A 14,015-nucleotide genomic window follows, 5' to 3' on the forward strand; every position below is an offset into this window, starting at 1 on the left:
GCAAAATCAGGACACAAAGGCAGAAACTTTTTTCTTTGCTCTGGGGTGAGATTATCCCATCTGGCTGTTCTGATCCAAGAAGCATCAGGAGAACGAGTTCCACCCTTGGGTAGTTTAAAACCAGTGGAAGAGTCAAAAGCCTTACCCAAATTATTTTGACGGTTCCATATGCCTAAATCAACATAAATTTCAAAATTTCGGTTTCCCGTTTCCCCCCCCGTTGGTGACATGATGACTAATTTTCCTTCAGCAGACAATTCCAAGCGTAAATCTTTGTTAAGATGAACAAGTTGGGCAAATTTTTCATCAGTAAATTGCATAGGAGGGGGTAATTGTATAGTTACAGCACTCATCATGACTTCCTCCATCCTTTAACACATATAGTTTAATTATCGGTTAACATCTGCCGTAATTTTCACTTGATGCTGTTATGATGCACAATAGGTTTATCTACTTACCACAGTGCCAGGCTAGGATGAAATGATTTTCTTCCCTGACACTGATTGGGTATTCATCCCCCAGTCCCAATCTTAACCTATGAAACAACTTTTAAAGCAACCTGCTCTTTGCTTGGTTTTACTCATGACTGGGTGTATCCCTACCAAAGATGTCACCAATGTTCAACAACCCATAGCGCCAAAAGTCCCAGCCAACAAAAGCGCCAACTCAGACCTAAACTATATAACTCGTGTTGTACAAGAGGTAGGGCCGGCTGTAGTGCGAATTGACTCTACCCGCACTGTTGAAATATCCCCTGATCCTCTAATGGAAAGATTTTTTCAGCGACAATTGCCCACTAGGGAAGAAGTGCAACAAGGTCTTGGATCAGGATTTATTACTACTGCTGATGGAATAATTTTTACCAATGCCCATGTAGTAGCAGATGCAGATAATGTCACAGTTTTATTAAAAGATGGTCGCCGTTTTCAAGGCGATGTCATCGGCGTAGACTCTGTAACAGATGTTGCTGTGGTCAAAATTGAAGCTACTGAATTACCCACGGTAAAATTAGGTAACTCAGATAACTTACAGCCAGGAGAATCAGCGATCGCCATTGGTAATCCTTTAGGATTAGATAACACGGTCACCCAAGGAATTATTAGCGCCACACAGCGTTCCGTCGCTGCCCTGGGTGTACCAGCAGAACGAGTTGACTTTATCCAAACGGATGCAGCCATTAATCCAGGTAACTCCGGCGGACCTTTACTAAATGCCCAGGGAGAAGTAATTGGTATGAACACCGCTATCATCCAAGGCGCTCAAGGGCTAGGTTTTGCCATTCCCATCAACACCGCCCAAAGAATTGCAGCACAATTGATCGAAAAAGGACGAGTTGATCACCCCTACATCGGTGTACAAATGGCTCAGTTAAGTCCTGAATTGCGTGAAAAAATTAATCAAAGTGATATTGGTATTATAATTACTCAGGATACAGGTGTAGTTGTCCTTGGAGTCCTCCGCAACTCCCCCGCATTCCGTGCCGGAATGCGTCCTGGAGACATTATTGAAAGTATTAACAATCTTGCTATTGAAAATATTAAACAAGTACAGGAACAAGTAGAAAGTACTAAAATTGGCGATACCATGGCAATTACTATTACTCGCAATGCTAACAGAAAAGAAATAACAGTGCAAGCAGAAGCTTTACCGACGAAATAGCAACCGTCAAAAGATATATCTTATCTTTCTATCATTTGTTAGAAGCAAAATAAATTACCTTTTTCTACACTTGCGGTGATATTTACAAAGTTTTTGAGACAGAAAAACAAACTGTCTTAATCAAGAATTACTATGGAAGGTTTTCGTCTTGGTTCTATTTTAGGATTTGAAATCCGAGTAGACTTATCTTGGTTGTTGATTTTCTTTCTTGTCCTATGGACTTTAAGCGCTGGTGTATTTCCTGCCAACTATCCTGGATTTGACAATGCCACTTACTTTGGCATGGGCATAGTAGCAACCTTATTATTTTTTGCATCACTGCTAGCACATGAACTTTCTCACTCCTTCGTAGCTAGAACTAAAGGAATTCCCGTCGAAGGTATCACCCTATTTATTTTTGGTGGAGTTTCCCGAACCCGTATGGACGCGGAAACTCCAGGGGATGAATTGCAAATAGCTGGAGTCGGCCCGTTAGTTAGTTTGCTGCTGTCTGGCTTTTTTGCTTTGATTTGGTATGTGGGTATCAGTTTTAGTTGGAGTGTAGTATTTACAGGTGTTTTTGCTTACCTAGCAGCCATTAATTTAGCCCTAGCTATTTTTAATATGCTGCCAGGCTTTCCTTTAGATGGTGGTCGTGTTTTTCGTTCTTTACTCTGGAAATATACTGGGAATCTGAAAAAAGCCACAAAAATCGCTTCTACAGCAGGAAAATGGTTAAGTTATTTGTTGATTGCCTTTGGTATTTTGGATATGTTTTCTGGGGTAATCTTAGGCGGACTATGGCTAATTCTCATTGGTTGGTTTTTGTATAATGCTGCTGAGACTAGCTATGAAGAACTTTTGCTTCGCACTACTTTAGAAGGGATACAAGCCCGAGAAATTATGACCCCTTATCCAGAAACTGTTAGTCCTGATATAAAACTCCAAGAATTAGTAGATAATTATTTTCTCAATCGTCGTTATCATTCCTTTCCCGTCACAGAAGATAATCAACCTGTAGGCATTATCACTTTAAATCAAGTCAAAGATATTCCCAGAGAAGAATGGCAATATCGGACTGTCAAAGATACAATGATTCCTACAGAAAACGGTGTTACCGCTCGTCCCGACGAGGAAATGTCTAAAGTTTTGCAAAAAATGCAAGACTCACAAATCCGCCGTGTACTGGTAATTCAAAACGGTTTACTCAGGGGTATCATTACCGCCAATGATTTGGCTAGTTGGTTACAGCGACAACGAGATTTAGGTCAGGTTAGTTAAAGTTAACTGACTATTTAAAGAAGCCATTTCGCGAAAATTTACCATTTTTCGGTGAGTATTCTGAGCAATCTTTTGCTTCTTCAGTCAAGACAATGGAAGGTTGTACAGCACATTTTAGGTAATGATTATTTGAATAAAACCTACAGTTTTTACAGGGGACTTTATGTGAACCTTTGGCAGTAAAAACCATTTTGTTGTCCAAAAATGTGCGAATTTTTTGCAATATCAAGAAAAACATCACCCAACTGAATAGCAGGGCTACAGGAGATAAAGTTAAGACTATATCAGGTATATCTAAGCTGTCTTGTGGCATTTGCTCTTGTTGAACTTCACTACGAGTGACTTGGGAAAAATTTATATCTTCAGCTATTTTTTTTAGCAAAATTTGCTCAACAGACATATTTTTAAACCTCAGCTATATATAAGTTGGTTGGCGATACAAAGTTAATTGGTGATTTGATAATAGACATAATATTAATTCTTGTTAATCCGCTTTTATCTTACGCCATATTTTTGTCTTTTTATTTGACATAAAACATAAAAATTAATTTGTTATTAAACTGTGTTAGCATATTGTTAGCATATTATGTCTGCTATTCCTCTAAATGGTTATATTATATTTATATCAATATTATATATTTAGCAAAGGTAATAATATCTTATATCTGCCGATAGTTTTGTTTATGAGTTTTAGTTGTATATCTAAAGAAATAGATTAAACAGCTGAATTAAAAGATAAATATTTCATGTTAAAATCAACCAGAGCAAGTATTTTTTATGCTCATGAAATTAGGAAAAGTAGTAATTAATTATCTGTGAGGAAGAATCAATGTTAAACATAATTCTAACTTGGTTTGTGACGACAATTAGCTTTTTAATTATTTCTAGACTGCCTTTAGGAATTGAAATTGATAGTTTTGCTAAGGCTGCGATCGCTGCGGCTGTGTTCGGCATATTAAATGCGATTTTGCTGCCAATCCTGAGTTTATTGACATTACCTGTCATTATTTTGAGTTTTGGATTATTTTTCTTCGTGTTAAATGCCATTATTTTTGGTCTAGCTGCCGCTTTAGTTCCGGGTTTCAGTCTCAGATGGGGCTTTTGGAGTGCATTAATTGGTTCTCTGGCTTTAGCAATTGTTAATTCTATTCTCTTGGCTATTGTCAGAACAGGGGTATGAAAAATATAATCTTTCTAGATTAGTAGTGTGAATGATTATGTCAAAATTTATCAGAGCAAAAATTGCCCTTTTCCTCACAAGTCTGCTGCTGTCGATTCTAGTAATGTCTTGTCAAACGACGGGTCAAACAACAGTACCCATAGCTGAATCACAACCCCCTCAAGCAATTACCACAGCTGCAATATTTCCCCCTGTAGCTTCTCCTGACGAGGAACTTAGCGCAGGACCGGCAAGGCTACCTCTTTTACCTTATGATTATGCGGCATTAGGAAAAGCCATTGATGCAGAAACTATGAAACTACATCATGACGGACATCACGCCAGCTATGTGAAAAACCTTAATGATGCTCTCAAAGATGAACCAGATTTGCAAAAAAGCAGTGTGGAAGCTTTGCTACGGAACTTAAACGATGTTCCCGAGAACATCCGCATAAAGGTTCGTAATAACGGTGGTGGACATCTCAACCACACCATTTTTTGGCAAATCATGAGTCCGGAAGGTGGTGGAGAACCACAAGACGAAATTGCCGCAGAGATTAAGGAAACTTTTGGCAGTTTTGAGGAATTTAAACAACAGTTTAACAAAGCAGGAAGCGATCGCTTTGGTAGTGGTTGGGTGTGGTTAGTGCGTAACCCCGCAGGTAAATTACAAATTGTCAGCACAGCTAATCAAGATAACCCCATTATGGATGGTGCATACCCGATTATGGGTAACGATGTGTGGGAACACGCATATTATTTGAGATATCGCAACCGTCGGGGTGAGTATTTAAACAATTGGTGGCAAGTAGTTAACTGGCCAGAAGTCAACAAGCGATCGCTTGTTTCGTTAAATTCAAGTAAGTCAAGTTAATGTTTGTGGGAGTGTCAACAGAACATCTACTGATGAGAATTTGGGATGTTTAGCAGTACTGAATATTGCTGAGTCTGTGGACTAGGCAAAGGTTACCTGTGGCCGATGGAATGGCCGCTGAGGTGATACAATTTTTTTGCCCTTACAGCTTAGAGGTAATGGTAAACTGACACATTTCGGGCAATACCGCCAGCACTTAGAGAACATTCCCTGCATCAGCCACGTTTGATTTCACATATGCAAAGCAGAACCAGACAAGAGTTACAAGACTTAGTACGCCAGCAGCTACAAGTGCTAATGGAACAAAAGAACTATCAAGGTGCCAAAGCCTTGTTAGTTCCGGTTCAGCTTGCAGATATTGCCGAGTCAATTGGAGGTTTGCCAGAAGCTACCCAAGCGATCGCTTTTCGGTTACTTTCTAAAGAAGAGGCTATAGAAGTTTTTGAATACCTGGATCCAAGTGTCCAACAAACACTAATCGAAGACTTTAAGCGTCAGGATGTACAAGAAATTGTCGAGAATATGTCACCTGATGATCGTGCGCGTCTTTTTGATGAACTTCCTGCTAAAGTCGTCCGGCGACTGTTGCAGCAACTAAGTCCGGCTGAACGGGATGCAACTGCTTTGCTGTTAGGTTATGCACCCAACACTGCTGGGCGAATTATGACCCCTGAGTATTTGTCACTTAAGGAAAATATTACCACTACTCAAGCCCTGGAGCAAATTCGTTCTTTGGCTAACTTGAGAGAGACAATTTACTATATTTATGTGACAGATGATGCTCGTCGCCTAACTGGTATTCTCTCTCTGCGGGACTTAATATTGGCTCAACCACACCAAACTATTGGCAGTATTATGACCCGTGATGTGGTATTTGTACATACAGATACAGACCAAGAGGAAGTAGCCCGGACAATTCAACACTATGACTTTGTGGCTATACCTGTAGTGGATGCAGAACAGCGTTTAGTGGGTATTGTCACTGTGGATGATGTTCTTGATATTTTAGAGCAAGAAACCACAGAAGACATTTATAAACTGGGTGGTGTAGAATCTGGCGGTGATAATTATTTTCAAACTAACTTGTTTACTGTTGCCCGTAGGCGGGTAGTATGGTTGTTGATTCTGTTAATTACCAATAGTGCCACTGCTGCGGTGATTACTAATCAAGAGAATGTTTTACAAAAAGTAGTTGCTTTAACGGCCTTTATACCCTTGTTGATTGGTACTGGGGGGAATGTGGGAGCGCAGTCTTCTACAGTGGTGATTAGGGGTTTGAATACAGAAGATGTCCGCCCTCATCAAGCGTTAGATATAGTCAGACGAGAGGCGATCGCTGGCATATTGTTAGGAGCTATGTTAGGTACTGTAGTGATCCTGTGGGCATACTTTTTACAAGGTAATTTCTTTGTAGCCCTGGCTGTAGGATTAAGTTTACTTTCTATCTGCGTTTTAGCTTCTGTTTCTGGTTCCGCTTTACCATTTATATTTCGTGCTATGGGGTTAGATCCGGCTTTGATGTCAGCCCCGTTTATTACCACTGCTGTTGATGTGTTGGGAGTGTTAATTTATCTCAATTTAGCTCGATTGATTTTAGGATTGTGAGATTTACCTGAAATGGGCTATATTTATGATAGACGTTGCAAAAATTCTTGATGTTCTGGAGAGTTCAAGCCTTGTTGCAGGACTGTTAAAACTTTTGTCATTTCTCCTGTTAATAATGCAGGTACATCTAACCAGAGACCCGGAAAAGCACGACTTTTGATGATGCCGTTAGCATCAGTATTTAACAACATATATTCACCATTGTCTAAATAAAACCAATCCAGTTTGTTCTCAAAAATCTGCCAAACCAGATATTCTTGCACTCCATTACGGCGATATACTCGTTTTTTATCATACAAATCATTTGCGGCACTACTAGGAGCAACTTCCGCCACTAATTCTGGCGCGCCTTCTATGTAGTCATCATGACTAATATGTGCTTGTCCCCCTAGTTGTTCGTCAATGAACAAAATCACATCAGGCTGTGGTTCATTATCTAGGTCTAGGCGGACTGTAACATTGTCACCTAACTCCACACCAGGGGTAGCCACTTTGTAAGTCCACAACCAGCCAATCATATTTCCATGAGGTTGTCCATGACTTCTAAAACGTAACGGTGAGGCCAAGTATACAATTCCTTCTATAAGTTCAGCTTTCTTAATATTTGACATGGCTGTGTAGCGGCGCTCAAATTCTGGACGTGTGAGGCGATCGCCACTTTCTAACGGGGGAATTTGTATATTTTTATCAAAAATTGTTTCAATTGATGATGACATTAGTAGCTTCTTCATAGCAATGTTGCTGCATTTAGTATAGACAATTCTTATATGGGACTATTTGATTTTTGAAAAAACTACCTAGACTTCATAGCAAATTTTGCCCCAGTGGGGTACATCCTTAGCGGGCAAAATGCCCGCAATACAAAATAAATAGAAGAGGTAGATTTTTCTACCTCTCTAATGGGGCAAAATTAACTCAAGTTTCCCCAAATTAATTCAGCTGGTTGAGTTTTAGTATCTGCTGGGTTTGTGAACAATAAAGCTGAGAACTTGGCACTGCTTGATGTTGTCAAAACCTACAACACGGATATAGCAGTTACTGTATTGAGAACGGCAAGCTTGTACTTCGCTCAATACATCTTGAGTGGATGTGGCGTTGAATAAAGGTAGTTTCCACATTGTCCAGAAAAATTCTGTGGGTTCTGAGGTTTCGTTGAACTCTACAGCTGGGATGTAACCTTGATTCAGAATGTACTGAACTTGCTTGGTAATTTGAGCATCAGAAAGGGGGGGTAAGTAGGAAAGGGTTTCGTAACGACGCTCTTTTGGTAAAGTTTGCATGGCTTTTGATAATGGATTGCGATGGGTATTAGTTGTTGATGAACAGTCAAATTATGACTGTTCACTATTGGGGTCTGAACTGGTCTGGTTGTCCCATGGTGGACTGGGGTGAGATGTATCTATTCGTGTGATGCGCTCTAGGTGCTGGCGACGCTGTTCCATATTGGCTTGCTGAATGCCAGTACAAACCATTTCTGGGAGGAACTCGGCGATTTCCACCGCTATATATTCTCTAACGGTCATGATCCTCAGTGCCAAATCTGGCTGTTTTCGGAAAAGTTGCTCAATATATGCTTCTCCATCTTGGATTTTCCCCGATGAAAAGTTTTGCAACCAATGCGCTAAAGGCGGGTTTGTTTCACCTAGTTGTGCCAACACAGTCCGCAGCGCCTGATAGGTGAGGTAGCTTTGGAGAGTTTTGGCTGTTTCTTTCGCAATTTGCTTTAGATTCATGTTTGACCCCAGCCCATAAAAGTAAAAGGATCAGACAGTATCCATGGCCTCGAACTCGAATTTAATTTCTTTCCACAGTTCGCAAGCAACGGCCAATTCAGGACTCCATCTAGCAGCTTCGCGGATAACGTCGTTACCTTCGCGAGCCAAGTTGCGACCTTCGTTACGGGCTTGGATACAAGCTTCCAAAGCTACACGGTTAGCAGTTGCACCAGGTGCATTACCCCAGGGGTGTCCAAGAGTACCACCACCAAATTGTAGTACGGAGTCATCACCAAAGATTTCTACTAGTGCTGGCATATGCCATACGTGAATACCACCAGAAGCCACTGCCATTACACCAGGCATAGAAGCCCAATCCTGGGTGAAGTAAATACCGCGAGATTTGTCTTGCTCAACGTAGTTTTCCCGCAATAGGTCAACGAAGCCCATAGTAATGCCACGTTCACCTTCTAATTTACCAACCACAGTACCAGTGTGGATGTGGTCACCACCAGACATACGCAGAGCTTTAGCTAATACGCGGAAGTGAATACCGTGGTTTCTTTGACGGTCGATTACAGCGTGCATTGCCCGGTGAATGTGCAGCAATAAACCGTTATCACGACACCAACGAGCCAGGGTGGTGTTAGCGGTGAAACCTGCTGTGAGGTAGTCGTGCATGATGATGGGCATTTTCAGTTCTTTGGCGAATTCAGCCCGCTTCAGCATTTCTTCACAGGTGGGGGCGGTGACGTTGAGGTAGTGACCTTTGATTTCACCGGTTTCTGCTTGTGCTTTATGGATAGCTTCTGCTACAAACAAGAAGCGATCGCGCCATCTTTGGAATGGCGCAGAGTTGATGTTTTCGTCGTCTTTGGTGAAGTCCAAGCCACCGCGTAAACATTCGTATACAGCCCGTCCGTAGTTTTTAGCGGACAAACCTAATTTGGGCTTAATAGTACAACCCAGCAAAGGACGACCATATTTGTTTAATTTGTCCCGTTCTACCTGGATACCGTGAGGAGGTCCTTGGAAGGTTTTCAGGTAAGCTACAGGAATCCGCAAGTCTTCTAGACGTAGCGCCCGCAGGGCTTTAAAACCAAATACGTTACCAACGATAGAGGTAAACATATTGGTCACAGATCCTTCCTCGAACAAATCCAGAGGATAGGCCACATAAGCAATGTACTGGTTGTCTTCACCCGGAACTGGTTCGATGTCGTAGCAACGACCTTTGTAGCGGTCTAGATCTGTGAGTAAGTCTGTCCACACAGTTGTCCAAGTACCAGTAGAAGACTCAGCAGCCACAGCAGCACCAGCTTCTTCGGGGGGAACTCCAGGTTGGGGAGTCATCCGGAATGCGGCAAGAAGGTCTGTATCTTTAGGTGTGTAATCTGGGGTGTAATAGGTTAGTCTGTAATCTTTAACCCCGGCTTGATACCCTGATTTACTCTGGGGCTTCGTTTGAGCGTAAGACATAAATTCCCTTCCAAGAAGTCACTCTTTAATTACTTAATCAAATCACGTTTTGTGCAATTTTCTCTCACTCCAGCTTTTTACCCTCACTAATTGGGGAAAAATTAGGAAAAATTTTTTGTTAGAGGTGGCCAACGTACATTTGTTAACATTTTGCAACAAATGTTCTCCCAAAATTGGGGCGCGTGAATCTGCACTTCTGCTGTTTCCTCATCCTGTGAATAAAAATTCTCTTTTATTTCTTTCTCTTGCCCCATTCCTGATAGCGCCTAATAATTGTGAACAGACCAACAGAGAATGTGGTTGACAGAAATCCATCAGTGTGGTAAGCGAAAGAAAAAGAAGTTGCACAGCACTTAATTTGTAGCTTGTTTCACAATATATCAAGAATTTGATCAGTTATTCTGGGAAAGTTGTTAACTTATGTGTTGATTTTTTTCATTAAATTAAGTTTTTAACGTTTTGTTAAGAACAGTTTACAAAATTTATTTATAGTTGTATACTGCCACCGTTGGGGGCAAGACTTTTACTGATTAAACTAAGCTGGTCAGTCACCTGACCGACTCGTCTTCAAAACCTTACTTGAGGCTTTCACATAATACGGATCCTTATTGGTATGGTTCTTATCATGAATACCCGTAATACTTCCATCATTGGCTGTCTTTTTTATCGTCGCAATGTTGGTGTAATACTTGACATCACCACGGGCTAAGGCTTGATAAATTCGTTTTTGGATTTTGTAAACGCGACGTTCCAACTGTTTCCAGTTGATCGTGTTCCATTCTACCGTAGTCTTTACACTCGTTTTAGACATTTTCCCTACTTACAACTTTATCATCCATACCACCGTGAGTCTGTCAGCATATCTTGGGACACGCAGCTTATTATGTTCTGAAAACAATGGTATATGGTGTGTAATTATCCATGATGCAGGTGACAAACAGCCGCTTTTAGTAGCAATGAACGTGGGAGATAAACCTGTGTTTGATTATTCCTTAAAAATTCCCAATAAATACGGAAACTTCTCCAGCGTCGAGATGCTCATTGCCACATCCGGTGGATTAATTCAGGTAGTAGGAAAGGAAATGCAAATTCATCTGCCAGGATTCACATTTATTTTAGCTAAATTGCTCAAGCCTGACTGTATCCATGGTTGAGAATAAAGAGAAGAAAAAGGAACAAAAATCAGCATATAAAAATACCCAAGGGGTTAGTATGAAGTCACTAGCACTCAAGTGTATTTGACCTCTAAATTGAGGACACATATCAGTTTACCCTAACACTCATTGGCAACTTGTCATGGCAAGAAATTTTCCCTTATGCCATCAATCCTTTAAAATATTAAAAGTCCCTTTCAGTAATTTTACAGTGGCAACTAACAATAAAAAACAATAACTTGGGAAGTACTACTATCACAAGAGCTACCTATACAAAATTAATTATGAAGATAAAGATGTGAGAGTGATAATTGATCATGTTAATTGGCAGTTGCATAACACAAGTTAAATATAAATGAATGATTATACAGTATAAAAATAACCTGACAATCAAAATTAGCTGGCTCAACCACCTAAGTAATCGTTGGAATATTGCCCAAAAAATTGGTTATGGCTATGCTGTAGCCATTAGTATTTCTTTTATTGGTACAATCAGTGGGTTGTTACTTGCACATAATAACGAAGTAGATGCCTATAATCAATTCAGTTTGTCTTATCAGCAGCAATCACTTTTAAAAGATTTAGAAAATTCTGTAACTAGAATACGACTACATCCACAACGTTTAGGTACTCTTGTAGGGAATTCAGAGGCATTGGAAATTGAAAAAAATCTATTTAAAGACCAACTAATTACAGTCAATGAACATTTAAATAAAATCAAAAAATTTACTGAAAGTCATGGTAATGACTTAATTATGAGTAAAAAAAACTTTGATGCTTTTTTAAACAATTACTTTTTAACTACACAATTATATACTAAGACAGTAGTATCTTTTTGGCAACATCTGGAACAAAAAAAAATCTCAGGAGAAGAATTCAACTATACAGATTTAATAGTTCTACTTCAGAAACAACAAGAAGTTAATATTAATGTCAAATTCGACCAACTTTCATATCAGTTAACTCAAATTATCGATTATGCCGATATTCAAAAACAAAAAGCAGTTACTCGCTATGAAAAAGCTGAAAAACTGAGAATCTTAGTTATTCTTGCTAGTATGTTGCTATCGGTTGGAATTGCTGCTGCACTAGCACTATATACTAGTAAATTAATTGCTCGTCCTTTACGATTAGTCACCGACGTAGCGAGAAGAATTACTCAAGAGTCAAATTTTCAACTGAGAGCTAATATAGATAGTAATGATGAAGTAGGTACTTTAGCTACTTCCTTAAATCAACTGGTGGATTGGGTAGAAGATTACACTAAAGAACTAGAACTAGCGCGTGATAATTTAGAACAACGAGTAGAAGAACGCACTCAAGAACTGGAACTAGAGCGGCAAAATTTAGAACAACGAGTAGAAGAACGCACTCAGGAACTGCAAAAAATACTCCAAGACTTGACAGCAACTCAAACACAATTAATCCAAAGCGAGAAAATGTCTTCTTTGGGAGAAATGGTAGCAGGTATAGCCCATGAAGTAAATAATCCTGTTAATTTTATTTATGGTAATGTTGAATATGCTAATGAATATATTAAAGATTTATTGAGTTTAATAGATTTATATCAGCAAGAGTACCCAGAGTCAAATTTAAAAATTGCAGACAGAATTGCTGAAATAGATTTAGATTATATAGCTAAAGACATATTAAGGGTGCTTAGTTCCATGAAAATGGGTGCTGAACGTATTCGGCAAATTGTTTTGTCTTTGCGTAATTTCTCCCGACTAGATGAAGCAGATAAAAAAGAAGTGAACATTCACGAGGGAATTGACAATAGCCTATTTATTCTGAATCATAAAATTAGTAAAGAAATAACCATAATTAAGAATTATGGTTATTTACCTGAAATTGAATGTTATCCTGCTCAACTAAATCAAGTATTTATGAATATTTTAAATAATGCTATAGATGCTGTAGTCGAGGCGGAAAATCAACCAGACAAGCATATTAATATAGATACATTCAAGTTAGATGATCATTTGATCAAAGTGGTGATTAGAGATAACGGTTCGGGAATTACCCCAGAAATTATCAATAAATTATTCAATCCTTTTTTTACAACTAAACCCGTGGGTAAAGGTACTGGTTTGGGTTTAAGTATCAGTTACAAAATAATTGAAAAACACAAAGGTAAAATTGAAGTAAGGTCAGAATTAGGAAAAGGTACTGAATTTATAATTATTTTGCCGATTAAAACAGATTAAGTTATGGCAAATTTAGCCTAAGTGAGGTATATCATCAGTAAGCAGGATGCTCGCGCCACAAGACGATCATTTACATTTGTATCTCACGTGCTTAAGAAATGCTATATAAGTCCGGGTAGGGTTAGTTAGGCTGCTATGCTTAATTAGTCCAACGTCGTTCCACTGTCCAATGGCGATCGCTTGATTGATAAACTTTCACATTAGCCAAGCCCACAGCAGCAACCAACTGATTCACTTCATCTATTGTCAGTGCAGCATGGAGAGAATCACGAAATAATTTTTTCTGGTGCTGGTCATATTCATTACCAATACTCTCAACCAAAGCATTGATTATCTTTTGATCATCTGGTCTCAATAAATCCCGGATAAAAATACCCCCATTGGGTTTGGTGACGCGGTTTAATTCTTGAAAAAACAGATGTGGTTCGGGTAAATGATGCACAAGGCTATTAGATATTACCATATCGAATACCCCATCTGCATATGGTAAGTGTTTAGCATCAACCAACTGACAACAAATTTGTTGTTGTAAATTTGCTTGCTGTATATGTCGTGAAGCAATTTGGAGCATATTTTTTGATAAATCAATGGCCACAATTTGCCATTGTGGGCGCATTTGGCCAATTAACACCGGAATCCGACCAGTACCAGTTCCCGCATCTAAGACTAAACCAGCTTGTGTTAGGCCCAAGGCTATGGACTGGGATGCAAAAGCTGTATTTACCTCAATGAAGTCCATAGCATCATACTCAATAGCTTCTTCCCAAGAGTCCATCACTTCTGGTTCTAAAATTCTTTCCATAACCATCAATTACTACCCCCCCTAAATATATTTTATTTCCGATCAGGGCGTGAAATGCTTTTAACAAAGCAATTTCACCCATCTTTTGACTCTCCTAGATA

15 protein-coding genes are annotated in these 14,015 nt (G+C 39.4%); 7 read left to right on the plus strand and 8 right to left on the minus strand.

The window, feature by feature from the left end:
• Window positions 1-353 (minus strand): Uma2 family endonuclease (locus NWP17_RS16340; RefSeq protein ID WP_280655933.1); only part of this gene is annotated, 353 nt, incomplete at its 3' end.
• Window positions 354-537: 184 nt separating this feature from the next.
• Here NWP17_RS16340 and NWP17_RS16345 point away from each other — a divergent pair.
• On the plus strand, window positions 538-1,659 hold the full coding sequence (locus NWP17_RS16345) for an HhoA/HhoB/HtrA family serine endopeptidase (RefSeq protein ID WP_280655934.1): 1,122 nt from the start codon (window positions 538-540) through the stop codon (window positions 1,657-1,659).
• Between the two features lie 132 nt (window positions 1,660-1,791).
• Window positions 1,792-2,919: a site-2 protease family protein gene (locus NWP17_RS16350; RefSeq protein ID WP_280655935.1), complete on the plus strand. Its 1,128-nt coding sequence runs from the start codon at window positions 1,792-1,794 to the stop codon at window positions 2,917-2,919.
• A gap of 10 nt (window positions 2,920-2,929) precedes the next feature.
• Here the strand turns inward: NWP17_RS16350 and NWP17_RS16355 are convergent, their stop codons facing one another.
• Window positions 2,930-3,319 (minus strand): hypothetical protein, encoded by a 390-nt coding sequence (locus NWP17_RS16355; RefSeq protein ID WP_280655936.1) that lies wholly within the window; start codon window positions 3,317-3,319, stop codon window positions 2,930-2,932.
• A 429-nt stretch (window positions 3,320-3,748) separates the two neighbouring features.
• Between NWP17_RS16355 and NWP17_RS16360 the strand changes: the two genes are divergently transcribed.
• The 3 genes from NWP17_RS16360 to mgtE all read left to right on the plus strand — a co-directional run bounded on the left by NWP17_RS16360 (window position 3,749) and on the right by mgtE (window position 6,557).
• Complete coding sequence (locus NWP17_RS16360) at window positions 3,749-4,099, plus strand: phage holin family protein (RefSeq protein ID WP_280655937.1); 351 nt, start codon at window positions 3,749-3,751, stop codon at window positions 4,097-4,099.
• Window positions 4,100-4,136: 37 nt separating this feature from the next.
• On the plus strand, window positions 4,137-4,952 hold the full coding sequence (locus NWP17_RS16365) for a superoxide dismutase (protein WP_280655938.1): 816 nt from the start codon (window positions 4,137-4,139) through the stop codon (window positions 4,950-4,952).
• A 237-nt stretch (window positions 4,953-5,189) separates the two neighbouring features.
• Window positions 5,190-6,557: a magnesium transporter gene (gene mgtE / locus NWP17_RS16370; protein WP_280655939.1), complete on the plus strand. Its 1,368-nt coding sequence runs from the start codon at window positions 5,190-5,192 to the stop codon at window positions 6,555-6,557.
• Window positions 6,558-6,580: 23 nt separating this feature from the next.
• On the opposite strand, the gene NWP17_RS16375 is transcribed toward mgtE, so the two are convergent.
• The 5 genes from NWP17_RS16375 to NWP17_RS16395 form a co-directional block, all read right to left on the minus strand.
• Window positions 6,581-7,273, minus strand: coding sequence for a Uma2 family endonuclease (locus NWP17_RS16375; RefSeq protein WP_280655940.1), 693 nt, complete (start codon window positions 7,271-7,273; stop codon window positions 6,581-6,583).
• A 234-nt stretch (window positions 7,274-7,507) separates the two neighbouring features.
• Entirely contained in the window at window positions 7,508-7,837 is a 330-nt protein-coding gene (locus tag NWP17_RS16380; protein WP_280655941.1) for a ribulose bisphosphate carboxylase small subunit, read from the minus strand.
• A 51-nt stretch (window positions 7,838-7,888) separates the two neighbouring features.
• A complete protein-coding gene (rcbX, locus tag NWP17_RS16385) occupies window positions 7,889-8,290 on the minus strand; it encodes a RuBisCO chaperone RbcX (protein ID WP_280655942.1) in 402 nt (133 codons plus the stop codon).
• A 30-nt stretch (window positions 8,291-8,320) separates the two neighbouring features.
• On the minus strand, window positions 8,321-9,751 hold the full coding sequence (locus tag NWP17_RS16390) for a form I ribulose bisphosphate carboxylase large subunit (RefSeq protein ID WP_280655943.1): 1,431 nt from the start codon (window positions 9,749-9,751) through the stop codon (window positions 8,321-8,323).
• A gap of 544 nt (window positions 9,752-10,295) precedes the next feature.
• On the minus strand, window positions 10,296-10,562 hold the full coding sequence (locus NWP17_RS16395; RefSeq protein ID WP_280655944.1) for a reverse transcriptase N-terminal domain-containing protein: 267 nt from the start codon (window positions 10,560-10,562) through the stop codon (window positions 10,296-10,298).
• A gap of 34 nt (window positions 10,563-10,596) precedes the next feature.
• On the opposite strand from NWP17_RS16395, the gene NWP17_RS16400 reads away from it, so the two are divergent.
• Window positions 10,597-10,905, plus strand: coding sequence for a hypothetical protein (locus NWP17_RS16400; RefSeq protein ID WP_280655945.1), 309 nt, complete (start codon window positions 10,597-10,599; stop codon window positions 10,903-10,905).
• Window positions 10,906-11,264: 359 nt separating this feature from the next.
• Entirely contained in the window at window positions 11,265-13,112 is a 1,848-nt protein-coding gene (locus NWP17_RS16405) for a sensor histidine kinase (protein WP_280655946.1), read from the plus strand.
• A gap of 139 nt (window positions 13,113-13,251) precedes the next feature.
• On the opposite strand, the gene NWP17_RS16410 is transcribed toward NWP17_RS16405, so the two are convergent.
• Complete coding sequence (locus NWP17_RS16410; RefSeq protein WP_280655947.1) at window positions 13,252-13,914, minus strand: class I SAM-dependent methyltransferase; 663 nt, start codon at window positions 13,912-13,914, stop codon at window positions 13,252-13,254.
• Between the last annotated feature and the right edge of the window lie 101 nt (window positions 13,915-14,015).

Source organism: Chrysosporum bergii ANA360D (assembly GCF_029891735.1).
In the GTDB taxonomy this organism is placed as follows: Bacteria; Cyanobacteriota; Cyanobacteriia; order Cyanobacteriales; family Nostocaceae; genus Umezakia; species Umezakia bergii.